The following is a 20,609-nucleotide window of genomic DNA, read 5'->3' as shown; positions in this document are numbered from 1 at the left end:
GAAAGGCGGTGGGCAACAACAGATTGGATGCACTGTTCGCCGTCCTTCTTACCTTAGCCGCAAAATCTGCTGCATGGCCAAACTCGATGCCGGAACAACCCTCAGGCGGTTGCGCAACCGCTACCGGCTGGTAGTAATGAACGACGATACGTACGAAGAGGTGGTGACATTTCACTTGTCGCGCCTCAGCGTGTATATTGGCATGAGCACCATCATTGTGGTGCTGGTGAGCTTTACGGTGGGCCTTGTGGTGTTTACCCCGCTTAAATATTACATCCCGGGTTATGGCAGTGCCCGCATTGGCCGCGAATACCGCGAACTGAAATACCTCACCGACTCGCTGGAAAAAGAAGTCTTTGAACAGGCACAATACATTCAAAGCGTGAAAAGCGTGCTGGACGGCAGCGTGGAGCTGAAACGCGACACGACGAAGCTGGAGCTGCCGCCGGATGAATACGATAATAAGTAAGGCAAAAGTTAAAAGGCAAAGCCAAAAAGTATAGCCTCACGAATTCCACCTTTAGGTTTTCACTTTTGACTTCACCGGTCTTATTGCATAATCAACTTAATATTCTTCCTCAGGCTTTGTTTCAGGTTTTGCTTCAGCACCTGTCCCATGGTGGTACAGCGGCTAAATCGGTCGGTAAAATGCATGCTGTTGAGTTGCGCTTTAAGCGATTCGATTTTCTCCGGTTTTGATAATTCTTCCCGCACCATCAGGTTCATCAGGTCGAGCATGCGCCGCCGCGAGGAAAACAGGCGGAAAGCCATCAGCGTACGTTCTTCCATGCGGTATTGTTCAATCGAATCCTTATTCAGGAATTGCTGCACCAAGTCCACGTAGGGCAGGTTTTCTTTAAAAAACTGCGGCCGGTACAGGTTGGCGCGGCCTTCGTAGCACTGTTGGTCAAAATCGATGGGGCGCAGGCGGTATTGAAAATCTTCAATGTCGGGGGTAATGTCCACCACGTAATTGTAGCTGCGCATATCGCCCAACAGGCGCACAAAACAGCGTTCATTGAACTTGACGAGCTCTTTTGCCAGGCGTATTTTATTGCTGGTGCTGGTGTTGTGGAAATAATCTTTTACAAACAGGTCGCCGGGAATACCGGCAATATGCTCCTCCACCATGGTGCCCGGCCCGGCTAAAAACTTCATCCGGTGCGGCGATAAAATATGCTCCAGCTCGAGGCCGTACACGCGGGATGCATCTTCCTTTTTAATGTAAAAATAATCGGCGTTGTCGTTGAAGCGGTTAACGATGCGCACCCTAAAGGGATTGGAATTACCAAAGGGGCAGTAGTCGATGCGGGCCACGCGGAGGTGTTTGGTGAACGTAAAATCGCCTTCGGTTTTGAGCAGTGCGTATAATTTGATGAGGTCTTGCTGCAGCTCGTCCCAACTCCGCAGGTCGTAATGCGCTTCTTCCCAAAGTGTATCCACACCGTTCTTGTCTAATAGCGGCGTGGAATAGCAAATGCGCTCCATATCGGCATAGGTTACCGGCAGCGGAATATCGCGACCCCATTTTTTAAGGTAGCCGCGCAAGGGTTTTTGTACGGGGTAAAATGGTTTTTTGCACGAGGGTTTGATGGAAGTCGTTTCAAGCATGGATGCAAGGTACCCAGCAAGCCGGGCGGCTTGATTGACCTGTGTCAAGCAGGAAAGGGAGATTGGTTAGGTGAATTTTTTATAATAAATAGAATGGTGTGTTGGTGGAATTTTTTTATGAAGCTTATGCGCTCATGCAATGAAGTACCGTTGTAGCATGCTGATGCAACAAATAAAATGCAGCTTCTTTCTTCTTGATAAATTCCTTTGCGTACTCCGCGCCTCCGCCCCGCCGCCGCATGAACACTAATGCCGCACAGCGATCCAACCGCACAAGAGTGCGACGCAACCGGTGCCGCCCGGTGCACAGTTGCCGGATTACCAAAAAAAATATACCTTGATGCCCGTTCCAATCCTTTTGTAAAACATTAAACCAAGCAATCCTATGTTTTCTGCTAAAGAAAAAGCGACTGCAACTACGCAGCGCAGTCAAGCCGGTAATGCAACCCTTATTGCCGCAGGCACCACGTTCAAAGGCGACGTATCGAGCTCCAACGACCTCCGCATTGATGGCACTATTGTGGGCAATGTACATTGCGCAGCTAAAGTGATCATTGGCGCCGGTGGACTGGTGGAGGGGCATATTAACGGCGAGCAGGCCGAAGTAGCCGGGCGGGTGCAGGGCAACCTGACCATTAAAGAATTGTTGCAACTGAAAGGTGCCTGCGCAGTGGCCGGAAATATTGTGGCCGCCAAATTGCTGATTGAACCAACAGCTACCTTTAACGGCCAATGCCAGATGGGCGCCGCAGCAACAGCCGCCGCCCAGGTGGTGCACATGAATGAAAACGAAAAGCCCCTTGCCAAAGCAAAATAGCAACAACAAAGATTTGATGCGCTACGCCGGGCTGGCATCGCAGTTGGCAGTATCCCTGGGTGTGGCCGTGTGGCTGGGCTACAAAGCCGACGGCTGGCTGGGTATGTCGTTCCCGGTACTGGTTTGGGTATTGCCTTTTGTAGTACTTTGCCTGCTGATTTATAAACTCATTCAGGAGACCTCCAAAAAGAAACAGGATGATGCGTAGCAGGATGCGGGATTTTGCACCGGTAGTATTGCTTTTTATTATTTTAAATGCCTTGTTTGTCGCAGGCCGCGGCTGGCTGGAGGGCTGGGGCGCCGACCAGGGCGTGCTTATTGCCGGCAACCTGCTCTTGTTCCTGATCACGCTGTTTTCGTTTCTGATGGCCAAACGTGGCTTGGCCAATCCGAACCCGCACCGCTTTGTTCGCAGTGTGTACACCAGCATTTTGATTAAGCTGTTTGCCTGTATGATTGCGGCGGTAGTTTATATTGCTTCGTACAAGCAAGACCTGAATAAGCCTGCGCTGTTTACCGTGATGGGATTGTACCTGGTGTATACGTTTCTGGAAGTGTCGGTGCTGATGCGTATGCTGCGCAACAATAAGAACAATGGCTAAAAAGGAAGCGCCGCTACATGCATTGCAGCAGTTTTTGCCGCCGCAAACCCTGGAGCCGGTGCTGCACTACCTGCATCATTACAAGGTGCACCTAACGGTGGCGCGTGAACGAAAAACGATATTGGGCGATTACCGCCACCGAACCCGCACCGAGGCACACCGTATTTCGGTAAATGGTAACCTGAACCAGTATGCGTTCCTCATCACTTTATTACACGAACTGGCGCACTTGCTGACCTTTGAGGAATGGGGCGGCAGGGTGCAGGCACATGGCCGCGAATGGAAGACTACGTTTGGTAAATTGCTGGAGCAATTCATACAGCACGATATTTTTCCGGCGGATATAAAAGCCGCACTGTTGCGGTCACTGCACAACCCGGCGGCTTCCTCCTGTGCCGATGAAGTGCTGCTGCGGGTGCTGCGTGGATACGATAAAAAGCCGGATGGTGTTGTGTTTGTAGAAACGGTGGCCTTGGGCGCCTTGTTTCAAACAAGCGATGGCCGCGTTTTTAGAAAAGGCGTCAAAATGCGGAAGCGCTTTAAGTGCGAAGAAATAGCAACCAAAAGATTGTACCTGTTCAGCCCGGTGTATGAAGTAAAACTGGTGGATGAAACGGCCAATTGATGCAGTTAACTACAAACAGGGCCGCATCGCATCAATGAATATGGATGCAATTCTATTCTTCGAACGTTATATGTAATTGTGGTGGCTCATTGCCTGCCGCCAGGTATAATTTTCCATTGTAGGCGCTGACCTTTTCTGCTAACATATTTTGGCTCAACACAACGGCTCTTTGTGCTGCGTCAAATGCATCGCCGTTGTCGCTTACGGAAAGCTCCAGTACATTTTTTTGTTCGAGTGAAATAACAACCTCTGTGGCGTTGGATTTTTGCGCCAGCACCTGTAGCCATTGCTTCAATACGCGGATCACCAATACGGTAATATCAGTGTCTGTATCGCGATTGGCGCCAACAGCCTTAAAGCTAATGTTGAACGCATAGGTGTTGTGAACACGTTGCAGAAAGTCCTGCAACAGGTCTTTCACCTGCAAATGTTGAAGCGTAGGCGGGGTAATGTCGTAGGAAAGCTTACGTACATCAGTAAGCGATTTTTCCAGTTGAGCGATGGCTGTTGCCAGCATGGGCGATGGAACCGGTTGCTGGGTTTCCACACAGCGCAGGTACATGATGCTCGATGCCAGCGTTTGCCCGATTTCTTCATGCAGGTTGTAAGAGATTTGCCCGTTCGATTGCGCATGTTCCTGCATCAGTTTGCGGAAGGCAGTTGTTTTTAACGCCACCAGTTCTTCGGCCTGTTGTTGCACCAGTTTATTTTTCTTGTGTGTTTCCAACAACCGCGACGCTTGTTTTGCCAACAGGCTCAAAAGCTTTTTTTGATCGGTGGTTAGCTGCCGCGGATGGCTATCAATAAGGCAAATCGTTCCCAGCTTATTGCCTGCAGCCGATACGATGGGCGCACCTGCATAAAACCGCACTTTTAACCCGCCGGTTACAAATGGGTTTTGTGCAAACCGATCATCGCTGATAGTATCGTTGATGGTAAAAACATCATCCTGTAAAATGGCATGCGAGCAAAAAGCAATGTCACGCGGACTTTCGGTGCCATCCACGCCTTTCTTGGCTTTATACCATTGGCGGTCTTTATCGATAAAAGTAATCAGCGACACGGGGCAGTTGCAGATCTGTGAGGCCAGTTCAACCAATTCATCGAAACCCGTTTCGGAAAAAGTATCCAGGATTTCATAGGAATATAGATCGTGCAGCCTGCGCTCTTCACTGGCAGGTACTGTTGGTGTTATCATCTATGCGGTTAAAGCAGCAATTTAATTAATGAATCCGTTAGTTCGTTGTTAAGAAAAACATCCGGCTGCTTTGTTGAAAAAGCAAAAATGAAAACGCGTTTTTCGTTTAACAGTAAGCGTTATAAAGTATGTATTTGTGTATGAATTTGGTGTAGATTATTCAACGAAAAGATTGTATTTCTTTCGATTTCTTTGGGTGACCGTGGAAGAATGTAAATCGTTGCTAAATAAAATTTTAGGGGAAGTTGTTTTCGGTCCCATACAAGTATGGCGCACTAACTAATGGAATGTTACAAGTGAAAAAAAGGCTGTTTTATGTACAATATAAATTTGCTTGCTGCAATCGATTAGCAACAAAAAATGCCGCAAGAGTAAATGGATGTTCGATGTTTTATAATTGAACCAACATCCACAAGCCGCAACCAAAATGGCCGGAGTTGCCTATTGGTCTATCGAGGTATTTGAAGCCTAATTTTTCGTATGCTACTAATGCATTGCGCAGTTCGGGCATCGTTTCCAAATACATTTTGCTAAAGCCTGCTGCACGTGCTGCTTCCATGCATTGTTCAATCAATTGGCGGCCTAGGCCCAGTCCACGAGCTTCGGGGCGCAGGTACATTTTCACCAATTCGCAGGTATCGGCTGGCAGGCCATCGGTGGGGTAGATGCCGCCACCGCCTAAGAGACCTTTTTCATTTTCGGCTACAAAGTATTGCGACCGCGGTGTTTGGAACAATTGGTATAATGCATCAGTAGTGGGATCGAAATAAACGGTGCCGGGTTTGTTGGCGCCAAACTCCTCCAGCGCTGAGCGGATGATCTTTGCCAGTGGCTCATTGTCCTGTGGTTCAATGTTTCTAATGGTTACGGTATTCGCTGCCTGCGTCATGGGGCAAATGTAAGGTGGCCCGTAAATACAGACCAAATGCGTATTTCGGGTTAATTATTAAAAATAATGATATTTGTTATAGGTGTTTTGTCTTAGAGAAGTTGAGGTATAAACCGTAAAAGTGTAAATGAGACACGCAATTTCTTTTTTGCGACTTTATTGTGCTGCATCTTTGATCCATCAAATATCCAAATCCAAAGAAAGATTAGCGTCCGACAATCCAAAAGAACAAACCGTTAATTTCCAAATCCACTGAAAGACTGAACAGGCCGATACCTTGTGAAAAAGTTAAACCGTCAGCGCCTGAAAAAATTACTCCCCGCTTTTGCGGGGAGTTCTGTTTTATATAGGTCGTCCCATTGTCTTAAATCATTCAGTTGTGCCGCGTTAGCATTCCATTTGCGCGGACATAAAATGCGGTTCCATTTGAGGTGCATTCAATACACCACGCTTCAGCCAGTCGGTTTGTGTTTGTTTGCAAAATGCAAATCCGTATGTCGCATCACGCTTGTGCATTTACCAATATGTACAATAAAAAAGCCACCAAAACGGTGGCTTTTTTAGTTAAAGCAAAAAGTATGATTAAGCGGTAGCCAGTGCCTGGTTCACCAGCCCTGCTGCTTCTGACAGATGGATGGCTGATTGAACTTTCAGTCCGCTTTCGTCAATCAGTTTTTTGGCTTCCTCTGCATTGGTGCCCTGCAGGCGCACAATGATGGGAATTTCAATATTGCCCATGTTTTGGTAAGCATCAATCACACCTTGCGCTACACGGTCGCAGCGTACAATGCCACCAAAAATGTTGATGAGGATGGCCTTTACTTTAGGATCCTTCATGATGATGCGAAAACCAGCTTCAACGGTTTGTGCATTCGCTGTGCCGCCTACGTCCAGGAAGTTGGCAGGCTCGCCACCACTCAGTTTGATCATGTCCATAGTGGCCATGGCCAAACCGGCACCGTTCACCATGCAACCTACGTTGCCATCAAGTTTTACAAAATTGAGGTTGTATTTGCCGGCTTCAACTTCGGTTGGATCTTCTTCCGAAATATCACGCAGGTTGGCCAGATCGGGGTGGCGCATCAGTGCGTTGTCGTCGAGGTTCATCTTGCAGTCCACCGCTACGATCTTATCATCAGCAGCTTTGAACAGCGGGTTGATCTCAAGCATGGCGCAATCGAGGCCAACGTATGCATTGTACAGGTTGGTTACAAACTTCACCATGTTCTTAAAGGCATCGCCTTTCAGGCCGAAGTTGAAGGCAATTTTGCGTGCCTGGAAACCCTGCAGGCCACCTCCGGGGTGTACCCACTCTTTGAAGATTTTTTCCGGTGTGTTGTGTGCTACTTCCTCTATGTCCATGCCGCCTTCGGTGCTGTACATGATTACGTTTTGCCCTTTGGCGCGGTCGAGCAAAATAGAGAGGTAAAACTCTTTGCGTTCGCTGGGACCGTCGTAATACATGTCCTGCGCAACCAAAATTTTATTCACCACCTTGCCGGCTTCACCGGTTTGGATGGTTACCAGGGTGCCGCCGATCAGTTTCTGCGAAACCTCGGTTACTTCGTCGAGCGACTTAACCACCTTTACGCCGTTGATGCCATTTTCGCGGATCTTACCCTTACCGCGGCCACCCGCATGGATTTGCGCTTTAATTACGGCAAACGAAGAGCCGTACTGGGTTTTGATCTGGCGGTAGGCTTCTTCCGCTTCGTGGGGTGTGCTGGCGGCAAAGCCTTCCTGCACCGGAACGTTGTATTTCTTCAACAGTTCTTTTGCCTGGTATTCGTGCAAGTTCATTCTCAAAAAAGTTTGGGCAAATATAAGATGATAGATGATAGATGGGGGAGGATAGTTGGCAGTTGGGAGTTTGGAGTTGACAGTCTGTAGTTTGCAGTTAGTAGTTGATAGTTTCTATGATTTCGATGAATGCCTTTTGCGTCCGCCCGTCATTGCGAGGCGCAGCGGATCGATTGTGTTTTGGTAAATGTTTTGCGCCGAAGCAATCTCCGTCGATTTAGAAAGGGCTATAGGAGGTATCAATTCATGTTGGAAAAAGGAGATTGCTTCGGTGTATAAGTCTAAAAAGAAACGGAGCCACTATGGCGCCTCACAATGACGGCGCAAAGTGGCTCCGTAAAATATAAATAGGGCAATAGTAAAGAGGCTATGCCGGCTGCTTCATTCCGAAATCCGCAATCCGAAATCGAAAATCCGCTCATTCACTCGGTGGTATCAACGGCTCGTTGGCGTTGCGGATCATTTCTTCGATGTTGCGGTCTTCCGATTGCGGGATGTGGCCAGTTTCTTCCAGCATGCGCATGTCTTTGGCATCTTTCAAAAAGTCGGATGCAAAAATGAAATCGTTTAGCCGTTCATTTTTACTAAAGATGATGTCCTTGCTGTTGCCTTCCCATTCGCGTTCCCCCTGGTACATGTAAATGATATGATCGCCGATCTCCATCACCGAGTTCATATCGTGGGTGTTGATGACCGTGGTAATCCCAAATTCTACTGTGATCTCCCTGATCAATTGGTCGATAAGGCCAGATGTTTGCGGATCAAGACCGGAGTTAGGCTCATCCACAAACAGGTATTTTGGGTTGAGTACAATGGCCCTGGCAATGCCCACTCGCTTCATCATACCACCACTCAGTTCGCCGGGAAATTTCTTGTTACTGCCGGTCAGGTTTACCCGTTCCAGTACTTCGTTTACCCGCTCCATTTTTTTCTTGCGGCTCCAGTTGGTAAACATGTCCAGCGGAAAGATCACATTATCTTCCACGTTCATCGACGAAAAAAGCGCAGACCCCTGGAACAGCATGCCGATCTCTTTACGAATCTCTTTTTTGTCTTCCACCGACATTTCGGTAAAGTCCCTGCCGCCGTACAGAATATGCCCACTGTCGGGACGAAAAAGACCCACCAGGCATTTCATAAATACCGTTTTGCCACTGCCGCTCGACCCAATGATCAGGTTGCACATGCCGGGGTTCATGTTTACTGTAACACCCTTCAGCACCGCTTTTCCGTCGAATCCTTTGCGTAGGTCTTGTACTTCAATCATGCTTTTGTTTTAAAGCGCTCAATAATGAGCCAAATTCCTAAAAACAACCAACTGATAAACAAGAATATTTTCATGTAATGCTTAGCATTGGAGTTCGGATTATCATTATAAATATAATACCAAGGACTAAATCCAAAATGCCTTTTGAGCTTATTTGTAAACGTGTAAACTTGGTCCAGATTTGTTGTTGTATAATAATAATAGGGGTTGGCCTTAGTGTGATAACTGACGATTGGTTCAGCTAATTTATCTAAAATGGTGTCTACTAAATTCTTTTGACTGAACTTCAAAACTGCAATTCCACGAGGACTATTTACTGCATGTCGAAATGTTTGCGCATTTAAATACGTCCCCTCCATGTTTTTAGCAAACACTATGTCGTTATACATATCGGTCATTACCCACTGTCCCCACTCTGGAATGTAAAATTCATTAAAAACATGATGGTTGCCGGGATTGAAAACTTCAATGTATCTGCCCTTAATGCCGTTCACATGGGTAAACAAAAGCATTAAGTGACCAAAATGGCCACACCAAACTTGATTTTTCTTCGACCGATTTAGCGCATCATAAGTTGCTCGTGCAGAAACGTGCATTAGGTTTGGCGGCGGTATTCCACGTTGGTCGTGAAATTGGTTGAGCAGGAAAAGAGAAATGGCCTTCACTTTTTCTGAGCTACTCATGTTCGGCTTTACGAACTCTTTGCTTTTATTTTTTGCCCAAACCAGTTCATCGTCAGCATAAATGGTTAATGGATTCGTAGATATCTCGGAGGCCGGAACGTATAAATTCTGATCCGTTGCCTTTGGTATATATTGGAAGTTATCTCGCTTCCAGAAAATATAAATGTTCGTGAGGCCCAGCAACAGGAAAACGAAAAATCCAAAACTTATAGCTTGTCGACTACTCATCTTACCCTTTTACAACAACAGCGCTGCCAACACATAATCGGCCAGCAATATAGAAATACAGGTTACCACCACAGCCTTGGTTGATGCACGGCCAATTTCCAGTGCGCCGCCTTTTACATGGTAACCATAATAAGCCGGAATGCTAGAAATTAGAAAGGCAAACGTGTATGCTTTGATCAATGCAAAAAATACATTGAAGGGCACGAATGCACTGAGCAACCCTTTATCGAAAATGGTGGGCGATACAATGCCGGTCATCGTTGAGGCAACACGGCCGCCATAAATACCCAGCACCATCGAAATCACTACCAGCATCGGGATCACTACCAACGCAGCCAATATCTTCGGCATGATGAGGTAAGCCTTTGAGTTGACGCCCATAATTTCCAGCGCATCAATTTGTTCCGATACCCGCATATTACCTAGCTCGCCGGCAATTTTAGAACCCACTACACCAGCCAGTACTATACAAACCAGCGTGGAAGAAAATTCAAGGATTACCGTATCGCGAACAATCTGCGAAATGGACTCGCGGGGAATGAGCGGAGACACTAATTGATAAGCAGTCTGCACCGCCGATACCGCACCAATGAAAAAAGAAATAATGGCCACGATGGGCAGGGAACCGATGCCTATTTCGGCACATTGGTGCATGAACTCTTTCCAGTACATCTTGGAGTTTTCCGGCCTGGAAAACATGCCGCCGATCATCAGAAAATATTTACCCAATTCGCTTAAGAACTGCATATGCCATTAAGGGTTTGTAACTTGTTTGTTTCGTTTCAACCTTTTCCACCACGGCGAACGGCGCACCACTTCGTCGGTAGCGGTTTTGTTTTTGATTTGTGCATCCACAACGGCAATCACACTCATGTTAACAATGCTGCGCACCGAACTGCCCAGTTGCAATACATGCACCGGTTTGTTTAATCCCAACAAAATCGGGCCAATGGCATCTGCTGCACCCAGCGCCTGTAGAATGTTGTACGTAATGTTGCCAGCAGCCAGGTTGGGGAAAATGAGGGTATTTACATCACGGTCCACCAACTCGCTGAATGGATAGTTTTCCTTCATCAGCTCTTTGTTGAACGCTACGGATGCTTGCATCTCGCCATCTACAATCAGGTTAGGCATGCGTTCCTTAACAATCCGGCGGGCATCGGCCATTAGGCGTGCCTCGGCGCCATCCGACGAGCCAAAATTGGAATAGGAGAGCAGCGCAATTCGTGGCTCGATGTTGAAATGCCGCACCTCGCGGGCTGCCAGCAGGGTTATTTCTGCCAGTTCTTCGGCGGTGGGGTTGAAGTTCACCGTTGTGTCGGCTAAAAATAGCGGGCCTTTTTTGGTGAGCATCAGGTACATGCCCGCAATTTTACGAACGCCTTCTTCCGTGCCGATCACCTGGATGGCTGGCCGGATGGTGTCCGCATAATTTTTCGTCAGGCCCGAGATCATGGCATCGGCATCGCCCATTTCCACCATCATGGCGCCGAAGTGGTTGCGGTTGCGCATTACCTTTTGGCTCTCGTAAATATTGATGCCTTTGCGTTTGCGTTTCTGGAAAAACACTTCGCTATAAGCCATCCGTTTGGGTCGCATTTCTTCACTCTTTGGATCAAAAATGGGCAGGCCTTCAATGTCGATTTTATTGGCAGCGGCAATGCGTTTTATTTTCTCCACATCACCCAGCAAGATCGGGTAGGCCACGCCATCATCGTACACAATTTGCGCAGCTTTAAGGATCTTGATATTATCGGCTTCGGCAAAAACAATCCGCTTGGGATCGCGGCGGGCTTTGGAGCCCAGCACCCGCATCACCTGGTTGTCGAGGCCAAGGCGGCGATTCAATTCATTGGTATAACCTTCCCAATCCTGGATCGGTTTCAGTGCTACGCCACTTTCCATAGCAGCACGGGCTACAGCCGGCGCTACCGTTGCCAGCAGGCGCGGGTCCAACGGTTTGGGAATAATATAATCGGGGCCAAACGAAATGGTTTTGGTGTTGTAAGCAAGGTTTACCATATCGGGCACCGCAGTTTGCGCCAGTTCGGCCAAGGCCCGCACCGCCGCCAGTTTCATCGGTTCGTTGATCTGTCGCGAACGTACATCCAGCGCCCCGCGGAAAATGTACGGAAAGCCCAATACATTGTTTACCTGGTTGGGAAAATCAGTTCGGCCTGTTGCAATGATCACATCATTGCGTGCCGCTTTTGCTTCCAGGTATGGAATTTCCGGATCGGGGTTGGCCAATGCAAAAACCACCGGGTTTTTAGCCATGCTTTTTACCATTTCACCGGTAACTACATTGCTTACACTGAGGCCAACAAATACATCGGCGCCACGCATGGCTGATGTAAGCGTAGCATCGGCAGAAGCGTTTGCAAAAGGCAGTTTAAATTCTTCAATGTCGGTGCGGCCGCGGTGCAGCGGTCCTTTGATATCAAATACATTAAAGTTCTCAGGCTTGGCACCCAACGCTACATACAGCCGGATGCAAGCCATGGCTGCGGCGCCTGCACCGTTTACCACAAACCGCACTTTGTCGATCTTTTTTTTCTGCAACAACAATGCGTTGAGCAGGGCTGCCGATGAAATGATGGCGGTGCCGTGCTGGTCGTCGTGCATCACCGGGATGGAACACTGTTCCTTCAGTGCTTTTTCAATGTAAAAACATTCCGGTGCCTTGATGTCTTCGAGGTTGATGCCGCCGAAAGTAGGCTCCAGTGCTTTTACGATCTGTACAAATTTCTCCGGGTCTTTTTCATTGATCTCGATGTCGAACACATCGATGTCGGCAAAAATTTTGAACAGTACACCTTTTCCTTCCATCACCGGCTTGGAGGCTTCCGGGCCAATATCGCCCAAACCCAAAACGGCTGTTCCGTTGGAGATCACCGCCACCAGGTTTCCCTTGGCTGTGTATTTATAAACTTGTTCGTTATCGGCGTGAATTTCTTTGCAGGGTTCTGCTACTCCAGGCGAGTAGGCCAGCGACAGGTCGCGCTGGGTTTTCGCCTCTTTGGTGGGCACTACCTCTATTTTCCCCGGGCGGCCCTTGGCATGGTAATCCAGGGCATCCATTTTCCTTGAGTCTTTCTGCATACAGGTTTATTGATCCAATGCCCTTTCCGATGACGACGGTGCCATGCAACAGGACCGGGCAGCAAATTAGCAAGCGGTTAAATATAAAGCGTGCAAGGTACGAAGAAATGAAAAGGCGCATTCAAAGATGGGCGGTCTACTAATGTTTAGCGTATTGCTTGTATTTTCTTCAATTTAAAATGCTCATTCAATGCTGTCGTATATTATTGTGCAATAATATTCATTGTTGCTGCGTACACTTCCACACCGCTCATACCAATTACTTGCATTTTAATAATAATCTGCACTACTTTGGTTCACCGAGCTACCGCTATATGGACACATTCGTTTTACAAACACATAACCTTTCACATCATTTTTCGGGCAACCGGCCGGTATTAAAAGACATTAGCCTGCAGGTGCCGCAAGGCGCCATCTATGGATTTTTGGGTCCAAATGGTGCCGGCAAAACTACTACGCTGCGCCTGGTGCTGGGGCTGCTCTCGGTTCAGGAAGGCAGCATCAGCATTTTGGGCCAGGACCTGAAACAACACCGCGAAGCAGTGCTGCGGCAGGTGGGGTCATTGATCGAACAACCTTCGCTGTATGGGCATCTTACGGCCAAGGAAAACCTGGAAGTGTACCGGCGTATTTATGATGTACCCAAAAACCGCATTGCGGAGGTGCTGCAGCAAGTAGGTTTGGAAAACACGGGCAGCAAAAAAGCAAAGCAATTTTCGCTGGGCATGAAACAGCGCTTATCCATTGGCGTTGCACTGCTGCACCAGCCTAAGTTTTTGATATTGGATGAACCAACGAATGGCCTCGATCCCAATGGTATTATTGAAACGAGGCTGCTCATCCAACAACTCAATAGGGAAGAAGGCGTAACCATCCTCGTATCGAGCCATATTTTGGCCGAAGTGGAAAAAATGGCCACGCATATGGGCATTATCCACCAGGGTGCACTCTTGTTCCAGGGCACGCTGCGCGACCTGCAGGCAATGAAACAAAAGCAGGCTTTTGTGCAACTGGAAACCAGCGATAATGAAACAGCGCTGAACCTGCTGCAGGCCTTTGCACCACAGCGCCACAACGGTCACTTGCTGCTGCCCTTTACATCGCGGGGTGATGTGGCCGCCGCAAACCGGCTGCTGGTGCAGGGGGGCATTGATGTATACCACCTGGAGCAGCGCCACAATGACCTGGAACAAATGTTTATCGACCTTACAAACGAAGCCAAATGACCTTTGCCAACTCTTACCGATCGGAACTGCTTAAAACAAAACGCACTGCCTCATTTTGGCTAAGCCTGTTGGGTGCTGGTTTTATTCCAGCCATTTATTTAATTGCTTATATTCTAAAGCCGGATGGTGCTTCAAGGCAATTGGGCGAAGCGCCCTGGAATGTGCATTTTTTTATGGGTTGGCAGGGCGTGGGCTTTTTCCTGTTGCCCATGTTTGTGGTGTTGCTTTGTGCGCTGGTAACGCAGATTGAATTTAAAAACAACACCTGGAAGCAGGTGTATGCGTCGCCGCAAAGCTATGGCCAGATCTATTTTTCAAAGTTGCTGATCATCCATACGATGATCATATTTTTCTTTATTGCTTTCAATTTATTTATGCTCGGTACCGGCATTGTTTCGGCGCTGGTGCATAAGCAACTGGCATTTTTGAAAAGTAGTTTTGATGTACAAAAGCTAGTGGAGTTGAATGCCAAAATGTACATTTCAACTATGGGCATTGCTGCCATTCAGTATTGGCTGTCGCTCCGTTTTAAAAATTTCATTGTGCCGATGGGCATTGGCCTTGCACTGTTGATTGCGGCAATTGTAGCTACCAACCTGGGATGGGAGCACATTTACAAAGTGCCTTTTGCACAGCCCGGCCTCACGCTGCGCTATGTTTCGCAGCCGGTAAAAGGCTGGCTGCAACCGCATGAATGGAACAGCATTATTGCGTTCGTAATTTTTACTATTGGCGGCTTTTTAGACGTGATTTATAAAAAGGAAAAAGGCTAATGAGCAAAAACAGTTTGACATAACAAAAGAGGTGTTCTGAACAGAACACCTCTTTTGTTATGTAGAAAAAATTATAAAAACCTATACAGCGCCCAATGCGCCAAACGTGGCCATCATGCCGATACCGGTTTCAATAGCGGATTCATCAATGTTAAATACCGGGGTGTGTACGCCAGCAGTTATTCCCTTTGCTTTGTTGGCGGTGCCCAACCTGAAAAAGCAACCGGGTATTTGTTGCGAGTAATAGCCAAAGTCTTCGGCGCCCATGCGCATTTCCGTTACCTCTACTTTATCGGCACCCATATATTCTTTGGCAAGTGCATCGGCTTTTGGATACAACGCTTCGTTGTTGTAGACGCAAGGATAGCCCACATCGATATGCACATCCGCTTCGCAGCCCATGCTGTGTACCAACTCAGATGTAATTCGCTTAATGATATCGTGGGCTTTAAAACGCCATGCTTCGTCCATTGCACGGAATGTGCCCATCAGTTTTACTTCAGTTGGAATAACATTGGTTGTATAACCGCCTTGAAAAGAAGTAATAGAAAGCACGGAAGGCGAGAAAGGGTTTGCATTGCGGCTCACCACCTGCTGCAGCGCCACCACCAGGTGCGATGCCACAAGAATGGTATCGGTGGTCCAGTGCGGGGCTGCAGCATGTCCGCCCTTCCCTTTTACTGTAATGTAAATTTCATCGGCTGATGCCATGGCAATGCCCGGACGGAACGAAAGCAGGCCCACTTCCAATTGCGGATTAACATGCAGCGCATAAATGGCTTGCGGAGCAGGATTTTGCAACACGCCTTCCTGAATCAACAGCGATGCACCACCGGGATTTTTTTCTTCACCGGGTTGAAAAATCAACTTCACGGTGCCATCCCATTGGCCCCTTGTTTCCGATAAGATGCGGGCTGCACCCAACAAACAAGTGGTGTGCACATCGTGGCCACAGGCGTGCATCACGCCGGGCACGGTGCTTTTATATTCAATGCTGTTTTCCTCTTGTATGGGCAGCGCATCCATATCGGCACGGAGTGCCACGATGCGGCTTTGCGGGTTGCGGCCTTCAATGATGCCGACTACACCGGTTGTTGCTTTTACCTCAAATGGAACGCCGTACTCGGTTAACTTTTGTTGCACAAATTTGGACGTTTCAAATTCCTGGTAGCTTAGTTCGGGGTGCATGTGCAGGTGATGGCGCACTTCAACGAAATGCGGTGCGTATTGCGCCGCCAGGTTTTTTATAGTGGATAGTTCCATTTATGTTGGTTCAATAAGTTCAATAATCAAGTGATTCAAAGTTCGGGGTTGGTGGGCAAATAGGCTTTGTTTTTTGGAACGCAACAACATATCTGCTTTGATTACCAAAAACGCAAACAACAAGGCCGCATTGCCCAATTCAAAATAAGCGGGCAAAAAAAATCCTGCATCAAAAAGACACAGGATTGTTCCATATATTAAATATTTTAGTTGCTTTCTTCGTCGTCTTTTTCAGGTTTTACCTCGATGGTGTCGTTGATGATAAACACGCCTTTTGGAAAGTAAGCATTCATCAATTTTTGGTATCGCACTGCCTCATCCCTTGTTTGAAAGTTTCCTGCCTTCAGCCGAAAAAACGGTGACTGGTAAACGAGGTAAGCTTTCAACTCCGGAAATGCAGTGTACACTTTTGTTTTTGCTGCAATGGCTTCATCACGTTTGTTGGTGTTCACCACCATCAAGCGGTAGCCCCGCATGGTGCGGCCATACATTTTTTTGGTGGCAGTATTGATGGATGCCTGTTTTTTAATCAGCATATCAATACGCGGGTCTTTGTGCACCACCACCGTAGGGCCATACAGGGCCGAGTCGCGCTGCGCAAAGCTAAAATGCGCCATCAATAGAAATGCAAAGAAAAATAGTGGCTTCATGTGTTCAGTTGTTGCGGTAACAGTACCAAAAATAGTTCCATTATTGTTGAGGCACTGTTAATAGCCGCCTTCGCCGGCCGGTGCACCCTGCACAATGGCCACACTGGCGCTGCAGCCCAGGCGGGTAGCGCCTGCATCAATCAATTGCTGCGCAAATGTGAAATCGCGGATGCCGCCGCTGGCTTTGATCTGGATTTGTTCCGGCAGGTTTTGCCGCATCAATCGCACCGCTTCCACCGATGCGCCTTTCGCTGCATAGCCAGTGGAGGTTTTTAAAAACTGCACCGGGTATTTACGATAAATTTCGCAGCAAGCCACAATTTGGTCGTTGGTCAAGATGCCTGTTTCCAGGATAAGTTTTAACGCTGCACCGCTGCTGCCAATGGCGCCGGTAATGGCTGCAATTTCCGCTTCCAGCGTTGCCCGGTCGCCAGCCACAACTGCGGCAATGTTCACCACCATATCCAGTTCATTGGCACCGGCTGCAAGTGCTTCTTTCACCTCGGCAACTTTTGCTAAATGATGGCTGTAGCCAAACGGAAACCCGATCACCGTAGCCACTTTCACAGCACTTCCAGCCACTTCTTTTTTTGCCTGCGCAATAAAATAAGGCGGCACACAAACCGATGCAAAGCCGTACTGCACGGCCTCGGCGCACAGCTTTGATATTTCCGCACTGGTGGTGTCGGGTTTTAAAATAGTATGGTCGATAAAAGAAGCGATATGCATAGTATTTATATTTATTTTTAAAGCCATCGAAACCGCACCTACGCGGTGCAAAGAAAACCCAAATAGTGATTACATGAGAAAACTACGAACCTGGATGCTCTGTGGTGGAGTCCTTTTTTGGCTGCCCACATTGCACGCCCAGACAACCTTTCCGCAAAACGGCGTAGCCGATCCGCGCAGCGGCTATTATGCCTTTACCCATGCAACTTTGGTAAAAGACGCCACCACCACTTTAAAGGATGCAACCCTCATTGTTCGCGACGGCCGCATTGTGTCCGTTGGTGTGGGTGGTGCTGTGCCCAAAGGTGCAGTGGAAGTAAACTGCAGCGGCAAATTTATTTACCCCTCTTTTGTGGATGCCTACAGCGATTACGGAACGCCGCCACCACCGCCGCGCCAGTCAGGCTTTAATTTTTCGGCACCGGCGCAGCTTACGTCACCTACAAAAGGCGCCTATAGCTGGAACGCAGCCATACGCCCCGAGCAAAATGCCGCAAGGGTTTTTGCCACCGATGAAAACAAGGCGAAAGCCTTACGAGATGCGGGCTTTGGCACCGTGCTTACCCACGTAAAAGACGGTATAGCCCGCGGCTCCGGTGCACTGGTATCGCTGGCCAGCGACAAGGAAAACATGACGCTGCTGAAAGAAAAAGCATCGGCGCATTATTCTATGAACAAAGGCTCGTCCACCCAAAGCTACCCCGGCTCTATGATGGGCATCATTGCCTTGTTGCGCCAAACTTACCTGGATGCCCAATGGTACAAGGCGAACCCCGAAAAAGAAGGCCGCAACCTGAGCCTAGTGGCTTGGAATGAGCTGCAGCAACTGCCGCAGATTTTTGAAGCCAATGATAAATGGAACGCATTGCGTGCCGATCGCATTGGCGACGAAGCCGGTGTGCAATACATCATAAAGGCAGGCGGCAACGAATATCAGCGCATTGCTGAAATGAAAGCTACCAGCGCTACATTTATTCTGCCGCTGGCATTTCCGCAGGCACAGGATGTAGAAGATCCCGCTGATGCCCGCATGGTATCAGTTTCGGATATGAAACATTGGGAGTTGGCGCCCACCAACCCGGCAGCCTTTGAAAAAGCAGGTATTCCGTTTTGCCTCACTACTTCCGATCTGCGTGACACCAAGGAGTTTTTATCGAATGTAAGAAAGGCGATTGCCTACGGACTTACCGAAGGCGCGGCATTAAATGCACTGACTAAAACACCTGCCACCGTGCTGGGTGTGTACAACGAAGTAGGCAGCCTTGATGCAGGTAAATGGGCCAATTTCTTTATCTCGTCGGGGCCCATTTTCAATGATGGCGCTACTATTTATCAAAACTGGGTGCAGGGCAAAAAACACAGCGTTCGTGAAGAAAGCTGGGCCGAACCAAAGGGCACTTATAAAGTGGTGTTCAACACTGCTTCAGGCCCGGTTGAGTATACACTGAATGTAAAATCTGGCACATCGGCTGCGCTGGTGGCGGGCAACGACACAGTGACATCCCGCTTTTATTTTGATGGCCGCTCGGTGCGCCTGAATGTGGCGCCTGAACGCAGCCCCGATACACGTTTTCGGTTAAGCGGTACCGTTGGTGCAGAGGGTTGGAGCGGGTACGGTGAAGACAGTGTGGGCAACCGTTTTACCTGGACTGCCGTAAACATGCCGGTAAATGCAGCAGCCAAATCCGACAGTGCACGCCGCAAGACGCCGGGTACTTTGGGCAAGGTTGTATTTCCATTCGAGCCATTTGGCTGGGAAGAAGGTGCTGCGCCTAAACAGGAAACCATCCTGATTCAAAATGCTACAGTTTGGACGAACGAAGGTGATGGCATTTTGCAAAACACAGACGTGTTGCTGCGCAATGGCAAGATTGCGCAGGTAGGAAAAGGAATCGCTGCATCTGGTGCCCGTGTAATTGACGGCACCGGCAAACACCTTACACCGGGCATCATCGACGAGCACTCGCATATTGCCGCAGCTTCGATAAATGAAGGCGGACAAAGCGTTACCTCCGAGGTGCGCATTGGCGATAACCTGGCGCCGGATGACATTAATATTTACCGCCAGTTAAGTGGCGGTGTTACGACATCGCACATTCTGCATGGTTCGGCCAACACTATTGGTGGGCAAACGCAACTGATCAAACTGCGGTGGGGCGCCAATGATGAGGGCCTGAAATTTAAAGGCGCCGATCCATTCATCAAGTTTGCATTGGGCGAAAACGTAAAACGTTCGCCAGCTGCGCAAAACAACCGTTTCCCCGATACCCGTATGGGCGTGGAGCAGGTGTTGACCGACGCATTTACCCGTGCAAAAGATTATGAAAAAGCATGGAAAGATTACGAGGCGAATAAAGGTAAAAAAGGCGCAGTCGCGCCGCGTCGCGACCTAGAGCTCGATGCACTTGTGGAGATCATGAACGAGCAACGTTTTATTACATGTCACTCGTATGTGCAAAGCGAGATCAATGCTGCGATGAAAGTGGCTGATAAACTCGGCTTCAAATTCAACACGTTTACCCACATTTTGGAAGGCTATAAAGTGGCCGACAAAATGAAAACGCATGGTGCCAACGCATCTACTTTCTCCGACTGGTGGAATTACAAAATGGAAGTGATTGATGCCATCCCGCAAAACGCATCCATCATGCAGCGGGTTGGTTTAAATGTGGCTATCAATTCTGACGATGCAGAAATGGCACGCCGCCTGAACCAGGAAGCAGCGAAAAGCGTGAAGTACGCCGGCATGAGCGAAGAAGATGCATTTAAAATGGTAACGCTTAATCCTGCCAGGATGATGCACATTGACAAGCAGGTTGGTTCCGTTAAAGTCGGCAAAGATGCCGACGTGGTATTGTGGAGCGATAACCCGCTGAGCATTTATGCAAAATCGCTGTACACCATCGTTGATGGTACCATTTATTTCGACCGCGAAAAAGATGTGCAAATGCGCCAGTCACTGGCAGCAGAGCGCCAACGCCTGGTGAAGAAAATGGTAGGCGAAAAGCGCAGCGGTGCACCAGTGTCGACAGCACAACCTACCTACCAACTGATGCACACCTGCAGCGATCATGCGCACAGCCATGGACTGCTGACGATTGATGTGCAGGAAACAGAATAGTTCACACGAATTAATATCAAATTTC

Annotated in this window: 19 protein-coding genes; 8 read left to right on the top strand and 11 right to left on the bottom strand. The window is 48.3% G+C overall.

Annotation, left to right across the window (positions count from 1 at the left end; all coding sequences use genetic code 11):
• Window positions 1–73 precede the first annotated feature (73 nt).
• On the top strand, window positions 74–469 hold the full coding sequence (locus tag DRJ53_RS16930; protein ID WP_114236923.1) for a hypothetical protein: 396 nt from the start codon (window positions 74–76) through the stop codon (window positions 467–469).
• Window positions 470–549: 80 nt separating this feature from the next.
• Here DRJ53_RS16930 and DRJ53_RS16925 read toward each other — a convergent pair whose 3' ends face one another.
• Complete coding sequence (locus DRJ53_RS16925; RefSeq protein ID WP_114236853.1) at window positions 550–1,611, bottom strand: hypothetical protein; 1,062 nt, start codon at window positions 1,609–1,611, stop codon at window positions 550–552.
• Between the two features lie 385 nt (window positions 1,612–1,996).
• Between DRJ53_RS16925 and DRJ53_RS16920 the strand changes: the two genes are divergently transcribed.
• The 4 genes from DRJ53_RS16920 to DRJ53_RS16905 are packed head-to-tail and all read left to right on the top strand — an operon-like array spanning window position 1,997 to window position 3,655.
• Window positions 1,997–2,428, top strand: a complete 432-nt coding sequence (locus DRJ53_RS16920; RefSeq protein WP_114236852.1) for a bactofilin family protein — start codon at window positions 1,997–1,999, stop codon at window positions 2,426–2,428.
• Window positions 2,412–2,636 carry an AtpZ/AtpI family protein gene (locus tag DRJ53_RS16915; RefSeq protein WP_123893666.1) on the top strand — a complete coding sequence of 75 codons (225 nt, stop codon included), beginning with the start codon at window positions 2,412–2,414 and terminating at the stop codon, window positions 2,634–2,636. The genes DRJ53_RS16920 and DRJ53_RS16915 overlap by 17 nt, the downstream gene beginning before the upstream one ends.
• The gene (locus tag DRJ53_RS16910; protein ID WP_114236850.1) at window positions 2,626–3,030 is read left to right on the top strand and encodes a hypothetical protein; all 405 of its coding nucleotides are present in this window, start codon (window positions 2,626–2,628) and stop codon (window positions 3,028–3,030) included. The genes DRJ53_RS16915 and DRJ53_RS16910 overlap by 11 nt, the downstream gene beginning before the upstream one ends.
• Window positions 3,023–3,655 (top strand): SprT-like domain-containing protein, encoded by a 633-nt coding sequence (locus DRJ53_RS16905; protein WP_114236849.1) that lies wholly within the window; start codon window positions 3,023–3,025, stop codon window positions 3,653–3,655. The genes DRJ53_RS16910 and DRJ53_RS16905 overlap by 8 nt, the downstream gene beginning before the upstream one ends.
• 52 nt (window positions 3,656–3,707) lie before the next feature.
• Here DRJ53_RS16905 and DRJ53_RS16900 read toward each other — a convergent pair whose 3' ends face one another.
• The 7 genes from DRJ53_RS16900 to DRJ53_RS16870 form a co-directional block, all read right to left on the bottom strand.
• Window positions 3,708–4,853 (bottom strand): GAF domain-containing sensor histidine kinase, encoded by a 1,146-nt coding sequence (locus DRJ53_RS16900; RefSeq protein ID WP_114236848.1) that lies wholly within the window; start codon window positions 4,851–4,853, stop codon window positions 3,708–3,710.
• Between the two features lie 391 nt (window positions 4,854–5,244).
• Window positions 5,245–5,742 carry a GNAT family N-acetyltransferase gene (locus tag DRJ53_RS16895; protein WP_114236847.1) on the bottom strand — a complete coding sequence of 166 codons (498 nt, stop codon included), beginning with the start codon at window positions 5,740–5,742 and terminating at the stop codon, window positions 5,245–5,247.
• A gap of 582 nt (window positions 5,743–6,324) precedes the next feature.
• The gene (gene sucC / locus DRJ53_RS16890) at window positions 6,325–7,542 is read right to left on the bottom strand and encodes an ADP-forming succinate--CoA ligase subunit beta (protein ID WP_114236846.1); all 1,218 of its coding nucleotides are present in this window, start codon (window positions 7,540–7,542) and stop codon (window positions 6,325–6,327) included.
• 418 nt (window positions 7,543–7,960) lie between these two features.
• Window positions 7,961–8,809 carry an ABC transporter ATP-binding protein gene (locus tag DRJ53_RS16885; RefSeq protein ID WP_114236845.1) on the bottom strand — a complete coding sequence of 283 codons (849 nt, stop codon included), beginning with the start codon at window positions 8,807–8,809 and terminating at the stop codon, window positions 7,961–7,963.
• On the bottom strand, window positions 8,806–9,720 hold the full coding sequence (locus DRJ53_RS16880) for a transglutaminase-like domain-containing protein (RefSeq protein ID WP_114236844.1): 915 nt from the start codon (window positions 9,718–9,720) through the stop codon (window positions 8,806–8,808). The genes DRJ53_RS16885 and DRJ53_RS16880 overlap by 4 nt, the downstream gene beginning before the upstream one ends.
• A 9-nt stretch (window positions 9,721–9,729) precedes the next feature.
• Complete coding sequence (locus DRJ53_RS16875; RefSeq protein ID WP_114236843.1) at window positions 9,730–10,467, bottom strand: MlaE family ABC transporter permease; 738 nt, start codon at window positions 10,465–10,467, stop codon at window positions 9,730–9,732.
• Between the two features lie 6 nt (window positions 10,468–10,473).
• Entirely contained in the window at window positions 10,474–12,822 is a 2,349-nt protein-coding gene (locus DRJ53_RS16870; protein WP_114236842.1) for an NADP-dependent malic enzyme, read from the bottom strand.
• A gap of 314 nt (window positions 12,823–13,136) precedes the next feature.
• Between DRJ53_RS16870 and DRJ53_RS16865 the strand changes: the two genes are divergently transcribed.
• Both DRJ53_RS16865 and DRJ53_RS16860 read left to right on the top strand, forming a co-directional pair.
• Window positions 13,137–14,048, top strand: a complete 912-nt coding sequence (locus DRJ53_RS16865; protein ID WP_114236841.1) for an ABC transporter ATP-binding protein — start codon at window positions 13,137–13,139, stop codon at window positions 14,046–14,048.
• Window positions 14,045–14,821: an ABC transporter permease gene (locus tag DRJ53_RS16860; protein WP_114236840.1), complete on the top strand. Its 777-nt coding sequence runs from the start codon at window positions 14,045–14,047 to the stop codon at window positions 14,819–14,821. Before DRJ53_RS16865 ends, DRJ53_RS16860 begins: the two co-directional genes overlap by 4 nt.
• Window positions 14,822–14,902: 81 nt before the next feature.
• On the opposite strand, the gene DRJ53_RS16855 is transcribed toward DRJ53_RS16860, so the two are convergent.
• The 3 genes from DRJ53_RS16855 to deoC all read right to left on the bottom strand — a co-directional run bounded on the left by DRJ53_RS16855 (window position 14,903) and on the right by deoC (window position 17,463).
• Complete coding sequence (locus DRJ53_RS16855; protein ID WP_114236839.1) at window positions 14,903–16,084, bottom strand: M20 metallopeptidase family protein; 1,182 nt, start codon at window positions 16,082–16,084, stop codon at window positions 14,903–14,905.
• A 206-nt stretch (window positions 16,085–16,290) separates the two neighbouring features.
• Window positions 16,291–16,734, bottom strand: coding sequence for an SPOR domain-containing protein (locus DRJ53_RS16850; RefSeq protein WP_114236838.1), 444 nt, complete (start codon window positions 16,732–16,734; stop codon window positions 16,291–16,293).
• A gap of 57 nt (window positions 16,735–16,791) precedes the next feature.
• Complete coding sequence (gene deoC / locus DRJ53_RS16845) at window positions 16,792–17,463, bottom strand: deoxyribose-phosphate aldolase (RefSeq protein WP_114236922.1); 672 nt, start codon at window positions 17,461–17,463, stop codon at window positions 16,792–16,794.
• A 73-nt stretch (window positions 17,464–17,536) separates the two neighbouring features.
• On the opposite strand from deoC, the gene DRJ53_RS16840 reads away from it, so the two are divergent.
• Window positions 17,537–20,584 (top strand): amidohydrolase family protein, encoded by a 3,048-nt coding sequence (locus DRJ53_RS16840; RefSeq protein ID WP_114236837.1) that lies wholly within the window; start codon window positions 17,537–17,539, stop codon window positions 20,582–20,584.
• Window positions 20,585–20,609: the final 25 nt, after the last annotated feature.

The sequence above is a fragment of the Paracnuella aquatica genome, assembly GCF_003332885.2.
GTDB classification, from domain to species: domain Bacteria; phylum Bacteroidota; class Bacteroidia; order Chitinophagales; family Chitinophagaceae; genus Flavisolibacter; species Flavisolibacter aquaticus.
Note: the sequence above shows the minus strand (reverse complement) of the source record. Positions and strands in the feature narration are given on the sequence as shown.

What these genes read in the sequence shown, in the direction of transcription:
- DRJ53_RS16870 (WP_114236842.1), bottom strand. Translation starts at nt 12,822, where the DNA reads ATGCAGAAAGACTCAAGGAAAATGGATGCCCTGGATTACCATGCCAAG.
- DRJ53_RS16875 (WP_114236843.1), bottom strand. Translation starts at nt 10,467, where the DNA reads ATGCAGTTCTTAAGCGAATTGGGTAAATATTTTCTGATGATCGGCGGC.
- DRJ53_RS16880 (WP_114236844.1), bottom strand. Translation starts at nt 9,720, where the DNA reads ATGAGTAGTCGACAAGCTATAAGTTTTGGATTTTTCGTTTTCCTGTTG.
- DRJ53_RS16885 (WP_114236845.1), bottom strand. Translation starts at nt 8,809, where the DNA reads ATGATTGAAGTACAAGACCTACGCAAAGGATTCGACGGAAAAGCGGTG.
- DRJ53_RS16930 (WP_114236923.1), top strand. Translation starts at nt 74, where the DNA reads ATGGCCAAACTCGATGCCGGAACAACCCTCAGGCGGTTGCGCAACCGC.
- DRJ53_RS16860 (WP_114236840.1), top strand. Translation starts at nt 14,045, where the DNA reads ATGACCTTTGCCAACTCTTACCGATCGGAACTGCTTAAAACAAAACGC.
- DRJ53_RS16850 (WP_114236838.1), bottom strand. Translation starts at nt 16,734, where the DNA reads ATGAAGCCACTATTTTTCTTTGCATTTCTATTGATGGCGCATTTTAGC.
- sucC (WP_114236846.1), bottom strand. Translation starts at nt 7,542, where the DNA reads ATGAACTTGCACGAATACCAGGCAAAAGAACTGTTGAAGAAATACAAC.
- DRJ53_RS16900 (WP_114236848.1), bottom strand. Translation starts at nt 4,853, where the DNA reads ATGATAACACCAACAGTACCTGCCAGTGAAGAGCGCAGGCTGCACGAT.
- DRJ53_RS16865 (WP_114236841.1), top strand. Translation starts at nt 13,137, where the DNA reads ATGGACACATTCGTTTTACAAACACATAACCTTTCACATCATTTTTCG.
- DRJ53_RS16925 (WP_114236853.1), bottom strand. Translation starts at nt 1,611, where the DNA reads ATGCTTGAAACGACTTCCATCAAACCCTCGTGCAAAAAACCATTTTAC.
- DRJ53_RS16905 (WP_114236849.1), top strand. Translation starts at nt 3,023, where the DNA reads ATGGCTAAAAAGGAAGCGCCGCTACATGCATTGCAGCAGTTTTTGCCG.
- DRJ53_RS16920 (WP_114236852.1), top strand. Translation starts at nt 1,997, where the DNA reads ATGTTTTCTGCTAAAGAAAAAGCGACTGCAACTACGCAGCGCAGTCAA.
- DRJ53_RS16910 (WP_114236850.1), top strand. Translation starts at nt 2,626, where the DNA reads ATGATGCGTAGCAGGATGCGGGATTTTGCACCGGTAGTATTGCTTTTT.
- DRJ53_RS16840 (WP_114236837.1), top strand. Translation starts at nt 17,537, where the DNA reads ATGAGAAAACTACGAACCTGGATGCTCTGTGGTGGAGTCCTTTTTTGG.
- deoC (WP_114236922.1), bottom strand. Translation starts at nt 17,463, where the DNA reads ATGCATATCGCTTCTTTTATCGACCATACTATTTTAAAACCCGACACC.
- DRJ53_RS16895 (WP_114236847.1), bottom strand. Translation starts at nt 5,742, where the DNA reads ATGACGCAGGCAGCGAATACCGTAACCATTAGAAACATTGAACCACAG.
- DRJ53_RS16855 (WP_114236839.1), bottom strand. Translation starts at nt 16,084, where the DNA reads ATGGAACTATCCACTATAAAAAACCTGGCGGCGCAATACGCACCGCAT.